Origin of the sequence: Vibrio sp. LQ2, from assembly GCF_023920125.1 — a bacterium.
In the GTDB taxonomy this organism is placed as follows: domain Bacteria; phylum Pseudomonadota; class Gammaproteobacteria; order Enterobacterales; family Vibrionaceae; genus Vibrio; species Vibrio fluvialis.
Genome location: NZ_CP085308.1, coordinates 3,897,931 through 3,919,181 on the forward strand (window position 1 = coordinate 3,897,931; position 21,251 = coordinate 3,919,181).

The following is a 21,251-nucleotide window of genomic DNA, read 5'->3' on the forward strand; positions in this document are numbered from 1 at the left end:
TCTTTACTGTTGTATACAACTTACCGCTGCAATATGTATACCATGTTGTGGAAGGCATACAAGCCAATAAATCGGTCATAGCCTGCATTGAAGCTTAAATTTGTTGAAGTTTTATGCACTAACTTGTGGCGCGCTGAACTTTCGTGGTGCATTCTAAGTCTAGTCCAAAGTAGGTATCATCACTGAAAGCCAGTGATTTCAATACATTTCGATTTTGGCACGCTCCTTGTATTTAGGATTGTATACAATGTAAAACAAGGATGCGACATGATGAAAAAGGAATTCCCAGTCAGCGACAGACTCGCTAACGCAGATTTGCTTCCGGATAAAGAACAGAAGTGGGGCTGGTACAGTATTTTTGCTTTCTGGATGTCAGACGTTCACAGCGTCGGTGGCTACGTGTTTGCCGCCAGCCTGTTTGCGTTGGGTCTGAACGGTATTCAGGTGTTTATCAGTTTATTGGTTGGCATTTCGATTGTGATGGTGTTTGCCAACCTGATGGGTAAACCGGGTCAGAAAGCGGGTGTGCCGTTTCCGGTGGTGGCGCGGATGTCGTTCGGCGTATTTGGCGCTAATATCCCCGCGGTGATTCGCGGCCTGATTGCGGTCGTGTGGTATGGCATCCAGACCTTTTTGGCGTCCAGTTCATTTATCATTCTGTTACTGTACTTTTTCCCCGGGCTGGAAAGCCTGGCTAAGCCAACGTTTTTAGGGCTTTCCTACCTTGGCTGGATTGGTTTTAGTGCCATGTGGGTTATTCAGGGCATCGTGTTCATGTTCGGCATGGACATGATTCGCAAGGTCATCGACTGGTCGGGCCCGGCGATTTACGTCGCCATGTTCGCGCTGTGTCTGTATATGATTGATCTTGCGGGTTGGGACAACATCAGCTTTAACCTGAGCACGAAAAAGCTCGAAGGCTGGGATGTCGTGGTGCAGATGTTCATTGCCAGCGCGCTGGTTGCCGGATACTTCGCCGGACCAACGCTCAACTTCAGTGACTTTTCCCGTTACTGCAGCAGTTACCAAAAATTGAAGTTGGGTAACTTGCTCGGCCTGCCGCTGAACTTCTTGTTGTTCTCAGTGTTCAGCGTAGTGATTGTGTCGGCGTCGATTCCGGTATTTGGCCAGATGATCACCGATCCGGTCGAAACGGTGAAACGTCTCGATTCGGGATTAATTACGGTGCTGGGTGCAATGACGTTTATCTTCGCGACGGTCGGTATCAACATTGTGGCGAACTTTGTTGCGCCCGCATTTGATTTTTCCAACGTGTCGCCGCAGAAAATCAGTTTTAAAACCGGTGGCTTTATTGCCGCGTTCGGTTCGGTGCTGCTGACCCCTTGGAACCTGTTCAACAATCCTGAAGTGATTCACTACACGGTGGATGTGCTGGCAGCAATGATTGGTCCGCTGTACGGCATCATCATTGTCGATTACTACCTGGTGAAGAAAGGCGAGATCGATGTGGCGTCGCTGTACACCGAATCGAAGCAGGGCAAATACTGGTATCACAACGGGGTGAACATGAACAGCGTGTATGCGTTGGTGTGCGCCAGCTTGCTCGCCATCGTCGCGACGTTTGTGGTGTCCGACTTGGCGAACTACGCACTGTTTATCGGTGGCGGGGTGGCGGCGATTGTCTATCGTTACCTGATGGAAACCGAATTCTCCTGGGTGCCAGCGCTGCGTTTAAGCAAGAACAAAGCGTAAGTCTTTGAATCCCTACGGTTAGAAAAGGCGGTTGAACTTCAGCCGCCATTTAAGCACAGGAACTAGGTACTGTTTTGAAACGATTGCACCACCATTGATCGATTCTGCACCAAAAGTTTCATAAATTGAGCAATTCGTAAGGCCAGAAAAATCGTAGTTGGTTATAACCTAATAAAATCATTGCGGTTTTTATTTTTATCTCAAGTTGGCACAATCGTTGCAAACTACTTGATAAATGTTTCAAACGTTTCATTATCTATAAGGAGATTCACAATGAAATTATTTGCAGCGATGTCGAGTGTACTCATGTCCGCCAGCCTGTTGTTCGGCGCGACCACAGCGCAAGCCGACCAACTGGAGTCTGTCCAACAGAAAGGTGTGTTGAAAGTTGCCGTACCCCAAGACTTTCCGCCCTTTGGTTCTGTCGGTACCGACCTAAAGCCTCACGGATACGACATTGATATGGCCGCGTATCTTGCCCAAAAGCTCGATGTCAAACTGGAACTGGTGCCAGTTACCAGTGCGAACCGAATTCCTTACCTGCAAACCGGTAAAGTGGATTTGGTGATTTCGAGCATGGGTAAGAATGCGGAACGTGAAAAAGTGATCGATTTCAGTGCGGCGTATGCGCCTTTCTATCTCGGCGTATTCGGCTCATCGGATGAAGCGGTGACCAGCGCGCAGGATTTGAGCGGCAAAACCATCGGTGTGACACGCGGATCAGTGGAAGATTTGGAACTGAGCAAGATTGCGCCGAGTGACGCCACGATCAAACGTTTTGAAGATAACAACGCAACGTTGTCCTCATTCCTGTCTGGACAGGTGAGCCTGATTGCTACCGGCAATCTGGTGGTGACAGAAATCGCAACCCGTTATCCGGCCAAAGCGCCACAAACGAAGTTTCTGCTCAAAAACTCACCATGTTATGTGGGTGTGATGAAGGGCGAAGAAGCATTGCTAAAAGAAGTGAACCGCCTGATCACCGAAGCAAAACAAGACGGTGTGTTGGAAGGCTTTTCGCAAAAATGGTTAAAAGCACCGTTTCCTGCGGACCTGGGTGCGTAACGTGAAGGACGAAGCATGAGCTACCAGTTGGACTTTAGCGGTTTGACGCCTTACCTGCCACAGTTTGTGGCAGGGTTGGGAACCACCGTAGAACTGACCATCATCTCAACCGTTGGCGGACTGTTGCTCGGCACGCTTTGTGCGGGAGCAAAAACCAGTCAGGCCAAATGGCTGAAGTTTGTCTGCACCTGCTACATCGAAGTGATTCGTAACACCCCGTTTATCGTGCAGTTGTTCTTTATCTTTTTTGGTCTGCCGGCACTCGGTATCAAACTCAGCGCCTGGCAGGCGGGCGTCATTGCGATGGTGATTAACTTGGGTGCCTATTCGGCGGAAATCATTCGCGCTGGCATCGAAGCGACGCCAAAAGGGCAGTGGGAGGCGGGAAGAACGCTGGGATTGACCCGCATGCAGATTTTTACACGCATTGTGATTCCGCCTGCGTATCAACGCGTTTATCCGGCGATTGTCAGCCAGTGCATCATTGTGATGTTGGGTTCTGCGGTGGTGTCACAAATTTCGGTGGAAGATCTGACGTTTGCGGCCAACTTCGTCCAGTCGCGCAGTTTTCTGAGTTTTGAATCGTACATGCTGACGGCGGCGATTTATCTGGTGCTTGCAATTGTGATGCGCCAGATGTTTGCGTTCGTTAAGCGTGTCGCGTTTAAGAATCCGTCGTTGTAGGAGAGCGCCACCATGATGCAATTTACCGATTGGGATATTTTTCGCAGCCTGTTGATGGCCGCTCGTTGGACTGTCGCACTGTCGCTGATCGCTTTTGTGGGCGGCGGGTTGCTCGGACTGTTTATTACCTTGCTACGTAGCACGCGACACTCCGTGTTTACCAGCGTCATCAAGCTGTATGTGGAACTGTTTCAGGGCACGCCGCTGCTGATGCAGCTGTTTCTCGCCTTCTTTGGTTTATCCCTGGTGGGCGTGGAAGTCAGTGCCTGGACAGCCGCCGTGTTGTCATTGACGTTATTCAGCAGCGCTTTTTTTCACGATATCTGGCGCGGCTGTATAGAATCACTGCCAAAAGGCCAGTGGGAAGCGTGCCGCACTTTGGGGCTGAGCTACCTGCAAACCATGCGTTACATCATTGCGCCGCAAGCAGCGCGTCTGGCCATTGCGCCAACAGTCGGATTTTCAGTGCAGATTGTCAAAGGCACTGCGCTGGCGTCCATCATCGGATTCGTTGAACTGACCAAAGCCGGCACCATGCTCAACAACGCCACATTCCAGCCGTTCAAAGTGTTCGCGCTGGTTGCATTGCTTTACTTTGCCATTTGCTTTCCGCTTTCTGCGTTAGCCCGATATTTGGAGACACGAAACCATGTCACTCGTTAGTGTTGAACAAGTCCATAAATATTATGGCGAAAACCACGTCCTGAAAGGGGTCGACTTAAAAATAAATCCGGGTGAAGTGGTGTCGATCATCGGCCGCAGTGGCTCGGGGAAAAGTACGCTGCTGCGCTGTATGAATGGCTTGGAAGACTATCAGGAAGGCGTGATCATTGTGGATAGCCAAGCGGTAGAAAACGACGATTACAAATTACGTCTGTTGAGCCGCAGTGTGGGCATGGTGTTTCAAAGCTTCAACCTGTTCCCGCACATGACTGTCGGCGAAAACGTGATGCTGGCGCCAAAGCTGGTATTAAAGAAAAACAGTGAAGAGTGTGAAACACTGGCCCGTGAACTGCTCGAAAAAGTCGGTCTGGCGGATAAGTTTGATGCGTATCCGACCAATCTGTCCGGCGGGCAGCAACAACGCGTGGCGATTGCACGTTCATTAGCCATGAATCCGAAAGTGCTGTTGTGTGATGAAATCACGTCAGCGCTGGACCCGGAGCTGGTTGGCGAAGTGCTGAAAGTGCTGGAACAACTGAAAGCGGAAGGGATGACTCTGATTCTGGTGACGCACGAAATGAACTTTGCCCGTGATGTGGGCGATCGCGTGGTGTTTATGAATCAGGGTAAAGTGTGGGAAACCGGACCGAGTGAAACCGTGTTTGCCGCGCCTCAGACCCCGGAACTGCAAAGCTTTTTGTCCGCCGTTCGTTAATCATCCAGATGGAGTCAGCATGACCAATAATCACCACTCACTCAGTGAACGAATTACCCAGCAGTATTCACGCTTGACCGAAAGCAGCCGCAGGGTGGCCGACTATCTACAACTGAATCCGGAAAAGATTTTAATGCTGTCGACGGCAGAAATCGCTGAATCCTGCTCAGTATCGAAAACCAGTGTGAGTCGCTTTATTCGTCAACTGGGTTATGACGATCATGTTGCACTCCGTCAGGAATTGATGCAGGAGCGTGAAAAGGGGATTCCGGTATTAACATCCAGCATCGAAGACCCGGAAATTCAACACGATATGCGCGCTTTGGAACAGCTGTGGGCGCAGTTAGCGACGCTGGATGTCACGGAATTGGTTGAGGCCATCGCCAACGCCAAACGGGTGAAAATCATCGGCTATCGCAACAGTTATCCGTTGGCGATGCATTTTCGTCAGCAACTGATGCAGTGCCGCGCCAACGTGGAATTGCTGCCGTTACCAGGCCAGACCTTGGGAGAAGATCTGGTCTCGATTACGGACGACGATTTTGTGATTGTGATTGGTATCCGTCGTCGCATCGCTCAGTTTGAGAAAATCATTCAACATCTGAATGGCAAACCGAGTTTGTTAATTACGGATCAATCCGGGCAGAAGTACGCAGACTCCGTTGCACATTTTCTGGTCTGTCACATGAATAATCAGGCACCTTTGGATAGCTATGCGGTGCCCATGAGCTTAATATCATATCTGGTTAACAAGGTGTATCGACACCTTGGACAGAATGCCGCGAAACTCAGTCGCCATATCTCACAAAGCTATGCGCAGTTGAACGAAGTGGAATAACAGGAACCGTTGAATAACACAACAAAGAGCAAAAATAACAATATGAATGTATTAGCAAAACTAAAAAAGGAGTGGTTTCTTGTCGGGATGGTTGTCGCCATCGCGCTGGCGACTGTTACGTCTGAATTTGGCCGTTCTGGTGGCGTGATCCATCTGGATCAACTGACCGGAATTGGTATCGCGATTGTATTCTTCCTCCACGGACTGGGGCTTTCTCCACAAGCAATCAAAGCGGGGCTGACTAACTGGCGCCTGCACGTTTATATCCAAATGGCAACGTTCGTGGTTTACCCGATTCTGTGGGTGATTTTCGGCGAAGCGTTCCTGGCTTACATGCCTCCTGCATTGGCATTCGGTTTCTGTTATTTGCTGGTTCTGCCAAGCACCATTTCGTCGTCGGTGGCGATGACCAGTGTCGGCAAAGGGAACGTCCCGGGCGCTATCTTTAACGCTTCGCTTTCCAGCATTCTTGGCGTGTTCATCACTCCACTTTTGATTCAACTTTTCATGGGATTTGAAGGCGTACAACTGGATTTGCTGGACTCGGTCATTTCAATTTCCAAACTGTTGCTGCTGCCGATGATTGCAGGTCAGATCATGCGTCCATACTTGGTTGCGTGGGTTGACCGTCACAAAGCAGTGGTTAATAAAGTCGACAAATACGTCATTCTCTTAATCGTCTACAACGCCTTCTGTGATTCTGTGGTGAATGGCATCTGGAGTGAGTTCTCGGTTGGCCTGCTGGCTACATCAATCATCATTTGTACCGTGATTCTGTTGGTCATGGTACACCTCATTCAGTGGGGCGCGCGCCGCACCAAGTTTACGTTACCGGATGAAGTGGCTGCGGTGTTCTGTGGTACGAAGAAAACGCTGGCCGCGGGAATTCCGATGGCGAAGGTGATTTTCGGCGCGGATCCGTCGCTGGGGATGATTCTGCTGCCCATCATGCTGTATCACCCGATTCAGATTTTCTACTGCGCGGTACTGGCAAACCGATACGCGCGCCAAAGCGAATCCCTGAAGACGGTGACCAATTAAGTAGCATCAGCCAAAACGCTTCAAAAAATCAACACTAGGTCAGGCGCGGCGGATTCAGCGCCTGAAAGGAACACCACGTAAGGATGCACAATGAGTAAGGACGCTCGTATTTATTGCTCTCAGGGGCCTGACACGCTGCCCGCTACCGCGCAGGGAACGCTCTCTGGCACCCGATTTGTCTTCAAAGATTTATTCGACGTCGAAGGCTACGCCACAGGCGCTGGCAATCCAACTTGGCTGAAAACCCATCAAATTGCGACGGCCACGTCACCACTGATCACCGCGCTGCTCGGGCAGGGCGCTGAATGCGTTGGCCGCGTTCAAACCGACGAGTTGGCCTACAGCCTCAATGGTCAGAATATTCATTACGGCACGCCCATCAATCCGAAAGCGCCGAATTGCATTCCCGGTGGTTCATCCAGTGGCAGCGCTGTCGCAGTCGCGAATGAGGAGTGTGACTTTGCTATCGGCACCGACACTGGTGGCTCGATCCGAGTGCCTGCCAGTTATTGCGGATTGTTTGGCTTGCGTCCAACCCTCGGCACGCTTGATCTTTCCCACTGTTTTGAATTAGCGAAAAGTTTCGATACCGCCGGCATTTTTACGCGCGAATTACGCCTGATGCGCGATGTGTGGTCGGTGCTGGCGGCACGTCATCAATCTGGCGAACGGGTGACGCGCGTTTATCTCGATGCGCAGTGCCAAGCGGTGATGAGCGCTGTTCGTATTGAACGTTTGAGTCAGCAGTGTCAGCGCGCGGGGATTGAGATTATTCAAGGCAATGTCCTGGCACAAAACGGCTGGTCACTGACCGAACTGAGCTTACTGTTTCGCACCATTCAAGGTTTTGAAATTATCGAACATCACGATGCGTGGCTCACGCTGTATGGCGACGGCCTGGATCCGGCGATCTGGGAGCGTGTGGAGTGGGCCAGAACCATCACTCATGAGCAGTATGAACACGCGAAAGCCCGGCAACAGGACTTTCAGCAACAGGTGCTGACACACCTGAAACAACAACGTTGCCTATGGGCAATGCCGACTACGCCATCGGGTCCGCCGTCACTGACGATGCCGGCTGATGAACTGGCGGTCTATCGCTCACAGTTGATGGGACTGACCAGCATTGCAGGACTGTCGGGATTACCGCAACTCCATCTGCCTATGGAAGAATTATTAGAAGGCCCGTGCGGTATCTCACTAATGGGCTTGCCTCATCAGGAAGAGACTCTGTTCGTAACGGGTGAAGCCGTCTACAACGGCTAATGTTAAGGAGAACGTGAATGAAGCATCAAACGGCATTTACTGCCCCGCACTTTAAGGCCGCGCAAGTCGGTCAGCAAATTCTCGACGCTGGCGGCACCGCCAGTGAAGCCATGGTCGCCGCTGCCGCGATGATTGCGGTGCAATACCCGCACATGAACGGCATAGGTGGTGACAGTTTTTGGCTGATCGCCAAAGCTGGCCAGACACCCGTTGCCATCGATGGCTGCGGCGCCGCAGCGTTGAATGTGGATGTCGAACACTATCGCGCGCTGGGTGATGAACTGCCATTCAGCGGCGGTGAATCGGCGATTACCATGGCCGGCACCATTGCGGCTTGGCAAAAAGCGCTGGAAGTAGACGCGGGTACGCTCACGTTAACCGAACTGCTGCAACCTGCCATTGATGCCGCCCGTGACGGTGTGGTAGTGACGCAAAGCTTAGTCAACGCCAGCGAAAAAACCTTTGAACGCCTGGCCTCATTGCAAGCTTTTGCGCAGAACTTTCTCAAGCAAGGCAAAACGCTCAAAGTCGGCGATACCTTGGTGAACGAGGCGCTCGCCAACACACTACAAGCTCTGGCTGAACGTGGGCTGGATGATTTCTATCGTGGCGAGATCGCCGCCTCCGCGGCGAAAGAGCTGCAAGCCGCAGGCAGCCCGCTGACGTTGGACGACTTTCACGCTCATCAGGCAAAAGTGATGGCACCGCTCACCGTCAACACCGCAAAAGGGCGCTTATACAACTTTGGCGCGCCTACGCAAGGTGTGGCATCACTGCTGATTCTGGCGATTTACGACCGGCTGGCGTCACAAGCGCAGAGCGAAGTCGACCATATTCATCTGCTGGTTGAAGCGACCAAACAAGCCTTCATTATTCGTGATCGCGAAGTGTGCGACGAAGAGTTTTTAAGCCAGCCGCTGCAGGAATGGCTCATCGATTCCGTCGTCGACCAATGTGCGGCCAATGTTTCCTTAAATGGGGCGCTGCCTTGGCCGCATCAGGCCAAACCGGGCGATACCATTTGGATGGGCGCGAGCGATCAATACGGCACCATGGTGAGCTTTATTCAAAGCGTGTATTGGGAGTTCGGCTCGGGCGTGTTTTTGCCAGAAACGGGCATCTTGTGGAACATTCGCTCAAAAAGTTTCTCGCTCGATGCGCGTCACCACAATGTGTTGGCGCCGGGTAAAAAGCCGTTCCATACCTTGAACCCGGCCTATGCCGAACTCGCCGATGGACGCCGCATGAGTTACGGCACCATGGGCGGCGAAGGCCAGCCACAAACACAAGCGTGCCTGTTTAGTCGCTACCACTATCAAAATTTCTCGCTCAGTGATGCGATTGCTGCACCGCGCTGGCTTCTTGGCCGCACATGGGGTAACAGCACCAACAATTTACGACTTGAACAATCGCTGTATGAGCAATATGGCGATGCCTTAAAACAACGTGGCCACGATGTCACCTTTGTGGCCGATTGTAACGAACTCATGGGACACGCTGGCGCAATCATTCTCGATACGCATGGAAAGGCGTGTGCGACCAGCGATCCTCGTAGTGATGGAACCAGTTTACTTGGAGAATAACATGACCGCTCAAAACGAACTTTTTGAAACCCTGAACCCACCGCAGCGTCTGCTGATGGGCCCGGGACCAATCAATGCCTACCCGCGCGTTCATCAGGCCATTTCTCAATCTCTGATTGGCCAGTACGACCCGGTCATGACCGGCTACATGAATCAGGTACAGTCACTGTATCGTGGTGTTTTCCAGACCCAAAACCAGCAAACCATGTTGGTGGATGGCACGGCGCGCTCCGGCATTGAAGCGGTATTGGTTTCGGTGTTGCAGCCCGGCGATAAGGTGCTGGTGCCGGTGATTGGTCGCTTTGGTCACTTGCTGTGTGAAATTGCCCAACGCGTTGGCGCTGAAGTGAAGACCATCGATATCGAATGGGGGGAAGTGTGCCCGCCGGAAAAAGTCGAAGCAGCAATCAAAGCGTTTCAACCTAAGCTACTCGCGACCGTGCAGGGCGATACCTCCACCACAATGAACCAGCCGCTCAAAGAGATGGGCGAAATCTGTCAGCGCTACGGCGTGCTGTTCTATTGTGATGCCACCGCGTCAATTGCGGGGAACGATCTTAAAGTCGACGAATGGCATCTTGATGCGGTGTCGGCTGGCTTGCAGAAATGCCTTGGCGGTCCTTCCGGTTCTGCGCCCATTACCTTAAGCGATCGCTGCGCAGCATTGATTAACCGCCGTAAACACGTCGAAGCGGGCATTCGTGCCGACCATCACACCCAAGGTGAAGAGGCGATGATTCAGTCCAACTACTTCGATTTGGCGATGATCATGGATTACTGGGGCCCGGAACGTTTGAACCACCATACGGAAGCGACGTCGATGCTCTATGCCGCACGTGAATGTGCGCGCCTTTTCCTTGAAGAAGGCGCAGACAAGGTGATTGCACGCCATAAACAAGCAGGGGATGCGCTGGCGGCAGGCCTTCGTGCCATGGGTTTGGAGTTGTTCGGCAACCAAGCTTACAAAATGAACAACGTGGTAGGTGTCTACATTCCGGCAAATGTGAATGGTGATGCGATTCGCCTTGAGCTGCTGCAACGCTTCGGGATTGAAATTGGCACCTCGTTTGGTCCGCTGCATGGCAAAATTTGGCGCATCGGTACCATGGGGTATAACGCTCGCCAAGAATGCGTGTTGGCAACGCTTGCGGCGCTGGAAGCGATTCTGATCAAACACAAAGCGGCGATTGTGCCGGGGCAATCCGTCATTGCAGCGATGGAATTCTATGCCTAATCACACCAGTAAGGTGCATACAGAACACAACGTGAGTTTGGTGGTTCAACGCAAGGAGCGCTGATGATTACAGCAGAAAAAAATACCATGGCGCAGCAGGCGAAAAAGCTGATGGAGCAAGCAGACGCGCTGGCTCAATTCAGCGCTGACGAGGGCGCAATTACGCGCGCCTATCTGACGCCACAGCATCGCGCCGCCCATGACCAATTGGCGCAATGGATGCGTGAAGCGGGCCTTGAAACATGGCAAGACAGTGTCGGCAATCAGTGGGGGCGTAAAGTGTCCGCTAATCCAACCCAACCGACGCTGATCCTCGGCTCTCACAGTGACACCGTCACTAATGCAGGCAAATATGACGGCAATTTAGGCGTACTGTTGGCCATCGAAACGCTCGCTCAACTGGCGGATGAAGCGTTTCCATTTCATATCGACGTGGTTGCGTTTGCCGATGAAGAAGGCACCCGTTTTAACACCACATTGATCGGTTCCAGCGGCGTGGCCGGATGCTTTAATCCGCAATGGCTGAACGTGAAAGATGCTGATGGCATTTCGATGGCGGAAGCGATGCGCACCTTTGGCCTTGACCCGAACCAAGCGGGCTGCGATGCACGGACAGCAAAGGAAACTCTGGCCTATCTGGAAGTGCATATTGAGCAGGGCCCGGTTTTGGAAGCGGAAAACCTGCCAGTAGGAGTGGTCACGGGCATCGCGGGCGCGAAGCGCTTTCAATGCCAAGTAAAAGGCATGGCAGGCCACGCTGGCACCGTGCCGGTAGATTTACGCCACGATGCGTTGTGTGGCGCTGCGGAAATGATCATCGCCATCGAGAAGTTTGCGCAGCAAAATGGGATTGTTGCCACCGTTGGTAAATGTGACGTGTTGCCGGGCGCTGTCAATGTGATCCCCGGCGAAACCCGTTTTACGATTGATATTCGCAGCCTGTCTCAACCATCGCTGGAGCAGTGCACGGTTGATCTGCTGAAGCAGTTGACCGACATTGCACACAATCGCAACTTGGTTTTTCACCACGAAAACATCTACCAGGCCGAAGCGGTACTGTGCAACGTTAAGCTTCAGCAACAATGGGCGGATGTGGTCGAAACTGTTACGCAGATCGCGCCACGTTTCCTGCCGAGTGGCGCAGGGCATGACGGGCTGGCAATGACCAAGCTCACCGACATTGGCATGCTGTTTGTGCGCTGCGAGAAAGGAATCAGTCATAATCCGCGAGAACAAGTAATGGAAGCTGATGTGCTGACTGCGCTCAGCTGCTTTATTGAGATGGTGAAACGCTTTCGCTAACCGTCATCATCGGATAATTCAACTGAAAGCCCGGTAATAACCGGGCTTTCTCTTTCTATCGCAATCCGATGTCATTCATCGTGGTTTGGACGCTGTGGTGGTTGATGGTTCTTCATAAACGTATCCACTTCGGTTTCGGTTAACTGCCCATCATTGTTGGTATCCATGTCGCTGAAATCACGCTGCATGGGTCCCTGAACTTCATCTTGCGTCAATACGCCATCGCCGTTGCTATCCATATCCGAAAAGCTCGGAGGCGGCCCCATGTCCGGACGACCAGAGGGTTGATCTTGTGCCATGGTTGAAGTCGACAACAAAGCGCAGCCCAGTAAGGCAAAAAGCGAAACAGATTTCATGTGTTAGTCCTTAATTTATTGGAATATTTAATGCCGTTCGTTTTATCGAACTCAGCATTGGAGCATCCAACAGAAAAAGGGTTCGTCGATTTACAATGCTTTACATTGAGGTTCAATCTGCCGCATTTGTGTCTCTAAAATAAGAAACAGCAAATAAGAATGTTTTTTATTTGTGTTAAGTGGCAATTCAAAATATATGCACTAGCATTAATATCATCCTCCCGAACAGGAGAAGTAGGTATGTGATCACCTTGAAGTCTGTCAACTCACGACCTAAAGATCACGCTACTCGCGTACGTATGGTTTCAATATTCATGAAAAATGAACGGCACAAATTGGCAAAGTTCAATCGCCCTCATTGATGTTTTCGGAATGACAAGCAGTGACCATGCGTTAACCCAAATTAACGACGTCAAACCGCTCCATAGGCGATGGAGATTGAGGCTAGAGTGATGAAAAAGAAATACTCCTCTTCAAACTACAGTGAAGGCTTTTTGTTTTCCTACTTTATGCAGTTGTTACCAACCTTCATGATTGTTGCGTTGGTGGTCTTCGCATTGTTAAACCTACCGGAATTATCGCTTTCTGCGATGATTCACCAAGTTTCCTCGGCGAGAAATTAAGTCACTGTTCTGGTCACTTCTTTTCCCCCCCTTTAACCAGCAACCATGGTTAGTCCATAGCCGATAAAAAAGCCACTTAGTTACCTAGGTGGCTTTTACTTATGTTCGTCTTTTTAATTAATTGAGTGCGGACAATGCCCGCTTAAGCTGCTGGCGCTCTTCGTCCGTCATCTGGGTTTTGTTGAGAAACGGCATATCACCGCTGTCTACGGCGCGGGCAATAATGCGAGATTTCCAGCGGTCAATGTCTTGCCAACTGTCAAACACCGCGCCACTCGGCGCCACTTTGAATACATCATCTGTTGGCGTGGCGCTGTGACACTGGCTGCACCGCTGCTCAATGATCTGCTGCGCAATGTGTTGCTCCGCATTGAGCGAGGCCGTGACCGTCGCGCTGGCAAGCGCAGCTTCACGGGGAAGTGATTTCGCCATGTGCATCTGTTCGGTCGCTTGCCAGCTAATCACGATGGCCAGAGCAAACATCGCGGCCGCACCGGAAAACATCACGAACGGTTTTTTCTCACCGGAATGCTTGAGGTTGAAGTAGTGCCGGATGTAAGCACTGATCACCAGAATCAGCATCCCCACCAACCAGCTGTGCGCATGTTGATACACCATCGGGTAATGGTTGCTGATCATCAGGAAAATCACCGGCAGTGTGAAGTAGTTATTGTGAATCGAGCGGCGTTTGCCTTCCAGGCCGGGCGCAGGATCGACAGGTTCACCCGCGGCCACCTGCGCAACCATTTTGCGCTGACCCGGAATAATCTTATAGAAGACGTTATTGACCATAATGGAGCCAATTAATGCCCCCATATGGATGAACGCACCGCGGCCGCTGAACAGGTGCGTAAATCCATAGAAAAACAGCGCGCCAAAGGCGATTAACGCGCCACTGAACAACAGCGTGTTGCGGCCAAGCGGAGATCGCATCAAACCCTCATACACCACGACGCCAAGCAAAATACCGCCCACACCCACACCAACCGCTTGAAGCGAGGTGAGTTCCATCACACGTGGGTCGACCAGATACGCTTGCGCGTTGAAGTAATACATCCAAATCAGCAATGCCGAACCCGTCAGCCAGGTCGAATAGGCTTCCCATTTAAACCAATGCAGTTTCTCCGGCATTTTTTCCGGGCCAACCTGATATTTGGCCACTTCGTAAAAACCGCCACCGTGTACAGCCCAAAGATCGCCTTTAATACCTTTGTCTTTTTTCCATTGGGGCGGGGTTTCTAAGCTGTTGTCCAGCCAAGTGAAATAAAAGCTCGCACCAATCCATGCGATGCCACAAATTACATGAAACCATTTGATGAATAACGCAAACCATTCGTAGAGTTGTGGCCACATAACAACATATCCTTTTGATAGACTAATTTTCCATGAACGTAAGTTCTCTCGATCACTCGCTCATCGCCAAGGGTGATAAGGGCGAAAAGCTGCTCAGACAAATCCTGACAACGCAATGTGCGCTGCTTGAGCATCGGAAATGCAGTGAGATCGAGTTCGATAAAGTCGGCTTCAGTGCCGATGTTAAAATTCCCAATCAGGTGATCGAGTCCCATTGAAGCGGCGGCGCCTTGAGTGCAGAGGTAGAGCGATTCAAACGCATCCAGGCTGACGCCTTGTAACTGACAGATTTTGTAGGCATCGGCCTGATTGCGCAGCAGGCTCAAACTGGTTCCACCACCCACATCGCTGGCAATCGACACCGGAATGCCGGCGTCTTTCGCTTTGTCATACGGAAACAGCCCGCTGCCGAGAAAGAGGTTGGAAGACGGGCAGAAGGCGATGGACGCGCCGCTACTGGCCAGCGTTTGTTGTTCACGCTCGCTCAGATGAATCGCATGGCCAAACAGCGCACGGTCGCGCACCAGATGATTACGTTCATACACCCCCAAATAATCATCATCATGCGGATAGAGCTCTTTCACCCACGCCACTTCGTTGATGTTTTCGCTCAAGTGAGTCTGAATGAAGGTGTCCGGATGCTCATCGGCCAACTGTCCGGCTTTTGCCAACTGTTGCGGCGTGCTGGTTGGCGCAAAACGCGGCGTAATTGCGTACAGGGAGCGGCCCTGATTGTGCCAGCGTTCGATCAGCGCTTTGCTGTCGCGATACGACGATTCAGGCGTGTCTTGCAGCTCGTCAGGACAGAAGCGATCCATCATCACTTTGCCGCAAACCATGCGCGCGTCGTATTGCTCGGCCGCTTCAAAAAAGGCGTCGACCGACTGAGGATGCACCGTCGCGTAAACGCTCGCCGTTGTCGTCCCATGCGCAAACAATTGTTGCAGGAAAAATTGCGCCTGAACTTTTGCGTAGTCGTAATTGGAAAAGCGCAGTTCGGTCGGGAACGTGTAGGTGTTGAGCCAGTCGAGCAATTGTTTGCCGTAGCTGGCGATGATTTCGACTTGTGGAAAATGCACGTGTGAATCAATCATGCCGGGGATCAACAACCCGCGGTGCTGGACCACGTTGCCCTGGATCAGCAACGCTTTATTGGCCGACACAGCGAAGAATGCTTTCGCATCCCCCACATGCTGTATACGACCATGTACAATGACTAAAACACCGTCGTTCCAGTATTCATAGTTGTCTTTTGGTGACAATGTCACTTTAGGGAAGTGCAGAATGCTTCCCCGGTGAACTTGCCATGCTGAATTGTCTTTCACCATATTAACTGCCTCGGTAACTCGAGTAGGAATAAGGCGAGAGCAGCAATGGAATGTGATAGTTACGCGTTTCACTCACCGTGAAATGAACGTCGATCATCGGGAAAAATGCCTGTCCAAATTGCGCCTCACAGTAGGGTTGCACCAAAAATCGTAGGGTGTAGTTGTGCGTATCGAGTGAGACCTCGGAAAATTTGACTCGACCATCTTGGTCGGTTTGCGCTTCAGCAAGGCACTCAAAACTGCCCAAGCGAAACAGCTTAACGGTAATGTCTGCGGCCGGGCGGCCATTGGCCGTGTCGAGTACATGACAACTTAATTGATTCATAGATACGCTTCCATTCTGATATGACTGATTTTTTGTTGTTCAATTGCAGCTTGTTGCAGCTCTTGTTGGTAAGTTCGGTGAATGCGCGCCTTGAGCAGGCACAGCATGTCGTCGGCACTTTTGTTGGTGGCGCAGACAATGAAAATAAAACCAAACTTCGAGCGGTATTGTTGATTCAACACCAACAGTTCTTGCAGCGTTTCGTTGGACGCGAGCTGAACCTGACCTTGTTCTTTCGCACTCAGCGCTTTACCCTGCGCGTATTTCTTCTCAAGACTGGCCATGTCACCGATCATAGGGTGTCCGGCAAAGGCTTCCAGCCAATCGGCTTCATCAAGTTGGGCAAACGCGGCATCTGCGGCATTCTTCAATACCGCGGCCGACTCAAACGGCATGGCAGCTTGCGTGAGTTGCTGCCAACGTCTGCTGGTACAAATTTGTGCCAGCTGTTCTTCACTCAAATCGAGTTGATTCTGGGTGGAGTTCATTCGTGCGTTTCCTTGAGTGATTTGCGGGCTTGGTTGGCCTGCTGCCACTGCGCATCACCGGATGATGGCGTTGATGTTTGAAGGGCGAACAGGCCAATCAATTGCGCCGCGACAGACACTGCCACTTGCATCGGCAACTTTCCTTGCACATCCGGGTGACCGATCGGGCAGGTCAGGGCATCAATCCATGCCGGATTGCTCAGCTGTTCTTTGAGACGAAACTCAAAACGCTGACGCTTGCCTTGCGAACCAATTAGACCCACAAACGCAAAGCGCCGAGCTTCTAGCGCAGACAGCGTCAGTTCGAAATCCAGCGCGTGATCTTGGGTCATGATGATGAGATAGGCGTTATCGTTCAGGCTGATCATCGCCTGACGCGGGTCGTCGTAATGGCGTGTTTCGACACCAAGTTGAGCGAGCGGCGTGAGCCACTCAGCACGGTTATCCACCACTCTTACGTGACACGGTAACTCTGAGAGTACACGCGTCAACGCCTGACACACGTGGCCTGCGCCGAAGATAACCACTTGCGGCGTTTGCGTTTGAAAGTACTCAAACATCACTTGCACCGCGCCACCACAACATTGCGCCAAATCCGCCGCGAGAGAAAAGCGTTCAATCGTGACGTCGCTGTGCTTGGCTTTGAGATATTCACGCGCCAGCGCAATGACTTGAAACTCCAGATTGCCACCACCTAAGGTGTCAAACTGCGCCGTCTCTGTGATCACCATTTTGGCACCGCTGGTACGGGGCACGGAGCCGACATAAGCGACAACCGTTGCGATGCAGTACGCTTCGCCGCGCTGTTCTAGCTGCTGACACGCCGCCAGCCAATTGAGGCCTGGGCTTGCCAGAAAGGTGTTATGAGAGAATGACATCGGCGTTCTCCTTCACTGGATGGCTTTCAAGCCACTGCTGTTGATGCTCACAGGCGCTCAAAATCATTTCGCCTGTTGCCGGCGCATGCAGGTGCGGCGCGCAGCGATGCTCAGAAATCGACGCCACTGCATCGTAAATGGCACACCAAACACTGATGGCATGCATAAACGGCGGCTCACCAACGGCTTTCGAGCGATAAATGCTGTGCTCCGGATTGGCTTTGTCATACAGCGCAATCTGCATCTGTTTTGGATAATCGCCAATGGTCGGAATTTTGTAGTTCATCGGACTGTTGCTGAGCAGGCGACCGTCTTTGGCCCACACCAATTCTTCGGTTGTCAGCCAACCCAACCCCTGAATAAACGCGCCCTCGATCTGGCCGCGGTCAATTGCTGGGTTAAGGCTGCTACCCACATCATGCAAAATGTCCACGCGATCCACGCGCAGTTCGCCCGTCAACGTATCAATGGTGACTTCTGAGCAAGAGGCGCCGAGCGAGAAGTAGAAGAACGGACGACCGGTCGCGGTGGCGCGGTCGTAACCGATTTTCGGTGTTTGATAAAAACCACTGGCCGAGAGCGACACGCGATGCATGTAGGCCTGTTGCACCAGCTCCGCCCAAGAAACAGGGTTCGCGGCACCCACTAAAGTGTCGTTGACGATATCTAAGTCATCGCAGTGATAATGTTCGCGAGCAAACGCCAGTAAACGTTCCTTGATGGTCATGACCGCATTGTGAGCTGCCATCCCATTGAGATCAGCACCCGAAGAGGCGGCGGTTGGCGAGGTGTTTGGCACTTTGTCGGTGCGCGTTGATGTCACCAGCACTTTATCAAGCGAGATCCCCATCGACTGCGCCACAATCTGCTGAACTTTGGTGTGCAGACCTTGGCCCATTTCCGTCCCGCCGTGCGACACCTGCAACGTGCCATCGGTGTAGATGTGAATCAGCGCGCCCGCTTGGTTGAGGTGAGTAGCGGTAAACGCGATACCGAACTTGATGGGGGTAAGCGCCAGACCTTTTTTCAGCACCGGATTGCGCATGTTCCACTGTTCGATTTCTAAGCGGCGCGCGCGGTAGTCAGCATCAGCTTCTAACTGCTCGATGATGCCGCGCATCTCGTCATACTGATCCACTTCCATCCCGTATGGCGTGATGTTCTTGCCCGCGCGATACAGGTTATTCAGGCGCACATCCAGTGCATCGAGTCCGGTGGCTAGCGCCAGATCCTGCATCGCTTTTTCAATCACGATCATGCCTTGTGGGCCCCCAAAGCCTCGAAACGCAGTGTGAGAGACCATATCGGTTTTGAGACGATTGCCAACCACCGTGGCCTTGCCGAGGGAATAAGCATTGTCGGCATGGAACATCGCGCGATCGACAATGGCATCCGAAAGATCCGGCGAGTGACCACAGATGCCGTTGACTTCGATACTGGCGGCTTGGATCACACCTTGTTTATCCGCCGCGAGTTGATAACGGTTATAGAAGGGGTGGCGTTTACCCGTCGCCGTCATATCCACGGCGCGTGGCAAACGCATTTTTACCGCACGTTTAGTGTAGAACGCCCCCAGCGCCGCCATACATGCCCACTGCGCAGCCTGGCTCTCTTTACCGCCAAATCCGCCGCCCATGCGGCGCATATCGACGGTGACGCGGTTAAAATCAACTGCCAGCACTTCGGCAACCAGCTTTTGAACTTCCGACGGGTTTTGGGTTGAAGAGCGCAGAAAGATGCCGCCATCTTCCGTGAGTTCAGCAAGGCTCGCTTGGCCTTCCAGATAAAAGTGCTCCTGACCGCCCACATGCAGGTCGCCATCAAGATGAATGTCGGCTTGGTCGAACAGCGTCGTATCGGGATTCGGGCCCATTTGATGGCGAGCCAGTAAAGGTTCGAGAAGGCTCGCTTCGGCATAACTCAGGGTGACATTGTCACTTTTTGTGTATTCGACGTTCGCCAGACGAGCCGCTTTCCAGGCCAGTTCATGACTGGTCGCCAGCACCAAAGCGATGGGTTGACCAAAATAGCGAATCTCTCCGTTCAGCACCAGCAACGGGTCACCTTTAAAGATGGTCCCGATGTCTTTTTCGCCCGGAATATCGTCCGCCGTGAGCACTCGAACGACACCGTCGGCCTGACTGACGGCGCTCAGATCCACCGAGCTGACTTGGCCCTTTGCAATCGTGCTGGTAACGACGGCAGCGTGCAAACAACCGCGTGGCGTGGCGTAATCATCCAGAAACTGCGCTTCACCACTGACTTGTTTTTCAGCACTTTCGTGCTTCTGAGAACGCCCAACCACCTGGAACGCGGTATGCGACTGCGTGTGTGAGGATTCAATCGACGTTAACTTACGCATGTTGCACCAACCTTGTTTCAACGTGTTGCGATTCAAGATAAAAGCGTTGCAGCAGGTTTTGTACCAACTTCACCCGATAGTCAGCACTGCCACGCACATCGCTCAGCGGCTGAATCAATGTTGGCACTAACGCTTTCGCGGCATTTACGATTGGCAGTGTCAACGGACGACCGACAAACACTTTTTCCAGCTCATGCAATCGCACTGATTTCGCTGCGACGCCGCCTGCTGAAATAATGCAGTTCTTGACACGACCATCGGTGGCAATGGTCATATTGATGCCCAGAGTCACGGTCGCAATGTCGTCTTCGTAACGCTTACTGATTTTGTAGATCGCATGATGCTGATTCGGTGCTAAACGCGGCAGGTGAATCGCGCTGATCCATTGATTTGGCTTCAATAACGTTTCGCGATAGCCGGTAATGTAATCTTCGGGTGCAAACAGAATGCGGGTTTCACCATCATCGACTTCGATACGACCATTGAGGCTAATCAGAAGCGGGGCGATATCGCCAATTGGCGAGGCATGACCAAGGCTGCCACCGAGCGTTGCGCGGTGACGAATGGTTAAACTGCCCAAGCGTTCAATAACTTCATCTGCCGTTGGGAAATGCGCTTTGGCGAACTCGTGAACCTGATTCATCGGCACCGCAGCGCCAATTCGCCAGCCTGACGTGGTTTCAGAAATCCCCAGCAGATCATCCACATGAGAAATATCGATGAGCTGAGGCAGCGATTTCATTTGTTGGGTCACTTCGAGCGATAGATCGGTCCCGCCCGCGATAATTTTGGCATCCGGCATGGCGGCTATCGCTTCGGCTAACGCTTGACGGTTAGCAGGACGCGCATAATGCGGCTCACTGCTTTCGGCCACAGAGCCGAGCCAGACTTTCAGCGTGTCGTCATGACGACTCAGTGGGTCGTCGATTTGGCTATGAGCAATGGTGTTGGCGGCGTCAATCAGCGGGCCATAGCCTGTGCAGCGGCATAAATTTCCGGCGAGAAAGTCACTGGGTTTTTCTGGTGCTGTTTCTTGTTTTGAAAGGGCGTACAGCGACATCACAATCCCCGGCGTACAAAAACCGCATTGCGTGCCGTGTTTATCGACCACCATTTGCTGAACCGGGTGCAAGGTGTCACCCTGTTTAAGATGTTCGACGGTAATGATCTGTTTGCCATGCAGTGCATGAATCGGCGTAATGCAGGCGTTGATCTGACGATAACGAAGGTGCTCAGATTCATCCAGATCAACCATGACGACGGTGCAGGCACCGCAATCGCCACTGGCGCATCCTTCTTTAGAGCCTGTCATCTGTTTTTGTTCTCGCAAATAGTTGAGCAGCATGGAATCCGCCTTGGCCGACTCCACTTTGATCACTTCGCTGTTAATCATGAGCTCTAACATAACTTCCTCTGTTTTTTAAAACTTGTCCA

At 52.0% G+C, this 21,251-nt stretch carries 19 protein-coding genes; 11 read left to right on the plus strand and 8 right to left on the minus strand.

Annotation, left to right across the window (positions count from 1 at the left end):
* Positions 1–267 precede the first annotated feature (267 nt).
* The 11 genes from LGV68_RS18085 to LGV68_RS18135 all read left to right on the plus strand — a co-directional run bounded on the left by LGV68_RS18085 (position 268) and on the right by LGV68_RS18135 (position 12,104).
* Complete coding sequence (locus LGV68_RS18085) at positions 268–1,713, plus strand: NCS1 family nucleobase:cation symporter-1 (RefSeq protein ID WP_020328597.1); 1,446 nt, start codon at positions 268–270, stop codon at positions 1,711–1,713.
* Between the two features lie 273 nt (positions 1,714–1,986).
* On the plus strand, positions 1,987–2,778 hold the full coding sequence (locus LGV68_RS18090; RefSeq protein WP_020328596.1) for a transporter substrate-binding domain-containing protein: 792 nt from the start codon (positions 1,987–1,989) through the stop codon (positions 2,776–2,778).
* Positions 2,779–2,793: 15 nt separating this feature from the next.
* Positions 2,794–3,462, plus strand: a complete 669-nt coding sequence (locus tag LGV68_RS18095; protein WP_020328595.1) for an amino acid ABC transporter permease — start codon at positions 2,794–2,796, stop codon at positions 3,460–3,462.
* Positions 3,463–3,474: 12 nt separating this feature from the next.
* The gene (locus tag LGV68_RS18100) at positions 3,475–4,125 is read left to right on the plus strand and encodes an amino acid ABC transporter permease (protein ID WP_165880619.1); all 651 of its coding nucleotides are present in this window, start codon (positions 3,475–3,477) and stop codon (positions 4,123–4,125) included.
* Positions 4,112–4,840, plus strand: a complete 729-nt coding sequence (locus LGV68_RS18105; protein ID WP_020328593.1) for an amino acid ABC transporter ATP-binding protein — start codon at positions 4,112–4,114, stop codon at positions 4,838–4,840. Before LGV68_RS18100 ends, LGV68_RS18105 begins: the two co-directional genes overlap by 14 nt.
* A 19-nt stretch (positions 4,841–4,859) precedes the next feature.
* Complete coding sequence (locus tag LGV68_RS18110; RefSeq protein WP_020328592.1) at positions 4,860–5,678, plus strand: MurR/RpiR family transcriptional regulator; 819 nt, start codon at positions 4,860–4,862, stop codon at positions 5,676–5,678.
* Positions 5,679–5,720: 42 nt separating this feature from the next.
* Positions 5,721–6,719: a bile acid:sodium symporter family protein gene (locus LGV68_RS18115; protein WP_222757379.1), complete on the plus strand. Its 999-nt coding sequence runs from the start codon at positions 5,721–5,723 to the stop codon at positions 6,717–6,719.
* 90 nt (positions 6,720–6,809) lie between these two features.
* A complete protein-coding gene (locus LGV68_RS18120) occupies positions 6,810–7,985 on the plus strand; it encodes an amidase (protein WP_222808463.1) in 1,176 nt (391 codons plus the stop codon).
* A gap of 17 nt (positions 7,986–8,002) precedes the next feature.
* On the plus strand, positions 8,003–9,568 hold the full coding sequence (locus LGV68_RS18125; RefSeq protein ID WP_222736555.1) for a gamma-glutamyltransferase family protein: 1,566 nt from the start codon (positions 8,003–8,005) through the stop codon (positions 9,566–9,568).
* A gap of 1 nt (position 9,569) precedes the next feature.
* Entirely contained in the window at positions 9,570–10,802 is a 1,233-nt protein-coding gene (locus LGV68_RS18130; protein ID WP_020328588.1) for an alanine--glyoxylate aminotransferase family protein, read from the plus strand.
* 63 nt (positions 10,803–10,865) lie between these two features.
* On the plus strand, positions 10,866–12,104 hold the full coding sequence (locus LGV68_RS18135) for an allantoate amidohydrolase (RefSeq protein WP_238828529.1): 1,239 nt from the start codon (positions 10,866–10,868) through the stop codon (positions 12,102–12,104).
* Between the two features lie 71 nt (positions 12,105–12,175).
* On the opposite strand, the gene LGV68_RS18140 is transcribed toward LGV68_RS18135, so the two are convergent.
* From LGV68_RS18140 to xdhA, 8 genes are all read right to left on the minus strand, one after another.
* Complete coding sequence (locus LGV68_RS18140) at positions 12,176–12,460, minus strand: EF-hand domain-containing protein (RefSeq protein WP_203344406.1); 285 nt, start codon at positions 12,458–12,460, stop codon at positions 12,176–12,178.
* A gap of 740 nt (positions 12,461–13,200) precedes the next feature.
* On the minus strand, positions 13,201–14,436 hold the full coding sequence (locus tag LGV68_RS18145; RefSeq protein WP_252535814.1) for a urate hydroxylase PuuD: 1,236 nt from the start codon (positions 14,434–14,436) through the stop codon (positions 13,201–13,203).
* A complete protein-coding gene (guaD, locus tag LGV68_RS18150) occupies positions 14,382–15,764 on the minus strand; it encodes a guanine deaminase (RefSeq protein WP_252535815.1) in 1,383 nt (460 codons plus the stop codon). Before guaD ends, LGV68_RS18145 begins: the two co-directional genes overlap by 55 nt.
* A 1-nt stretch (position 15,765) precedes the next feature.
* Entirely contained in the window at positions 15,766–16,089 is a 324-nt protein-coding gene (gene uraH / locus LGV68_RS18155) for a hydroxyisourate hydrolase (protein ID WP_020328581.1), read from the minus strand.
* Positions 16,086–16,577: a 2-oxo-4-hydroxy-4-carboxy-5-ureidoimidazoline decarboxylase gene (locus LGV68_RS18160; RefSeq protein ID WP_252535816.1), complete on the minus strand. Its 492-nt coding sequence runs from the start codon at positions 16,575–16,577 to the stop codon at positions 16,086–16,088. The genes uraH and LGV68_RS18160 overlap by 4 nt, the downstream gene beginning before the upstream one ends.
* Positions 16,574–17,455: a xanthine dehydrogenase accessory protein XdhC gene (xdhC, locus tag LGV68_RS18165; RefSeq protein WP_252535817.1), complete on the minus strand. Its 882-nt coding sequence runs from the start codon at positions 17,453–17,455 to the stop codon at positions 16,574–16,576. Before xdhC ends, LGV68_RS18160 begins: the two co-directional genes overlap by 4 nt.
* Positions 17,439–19,817: a xanthine dehydrogenase molybdopterin binding subunit gene (gene xdhB / locus LGV68_RS18170; RefSeq protein ID WP_252535821.1), complete on the minus strand. Its 2,379-nt coding sequence runs from the start codon at positions 19,815–19,817 to the stop codon at positions 17,439–17,441. Before xdhB ends, xdhC begins: the two co-directional genes overlap by 17 nt.
* Positions 19,810–21,222 carry a xanthine dehydrogenase small subunit gene (xdhA, locus tag LGV68_RS18175; RefSeq protein ID WP_252535823.1) on the minus strand — a complete coding sequence of 471 codons (1,413 nt, stop codon included), beginning with the start codon at positions 21,220–21,222 and terminating at the stop codon, positions 19,810–19,812. Before xdhA ends, xdhB begins: the two co-directional genes overlap by 8 nt.
* Positions 21,223–21,251: the final 29 nt, after the last annotated feature.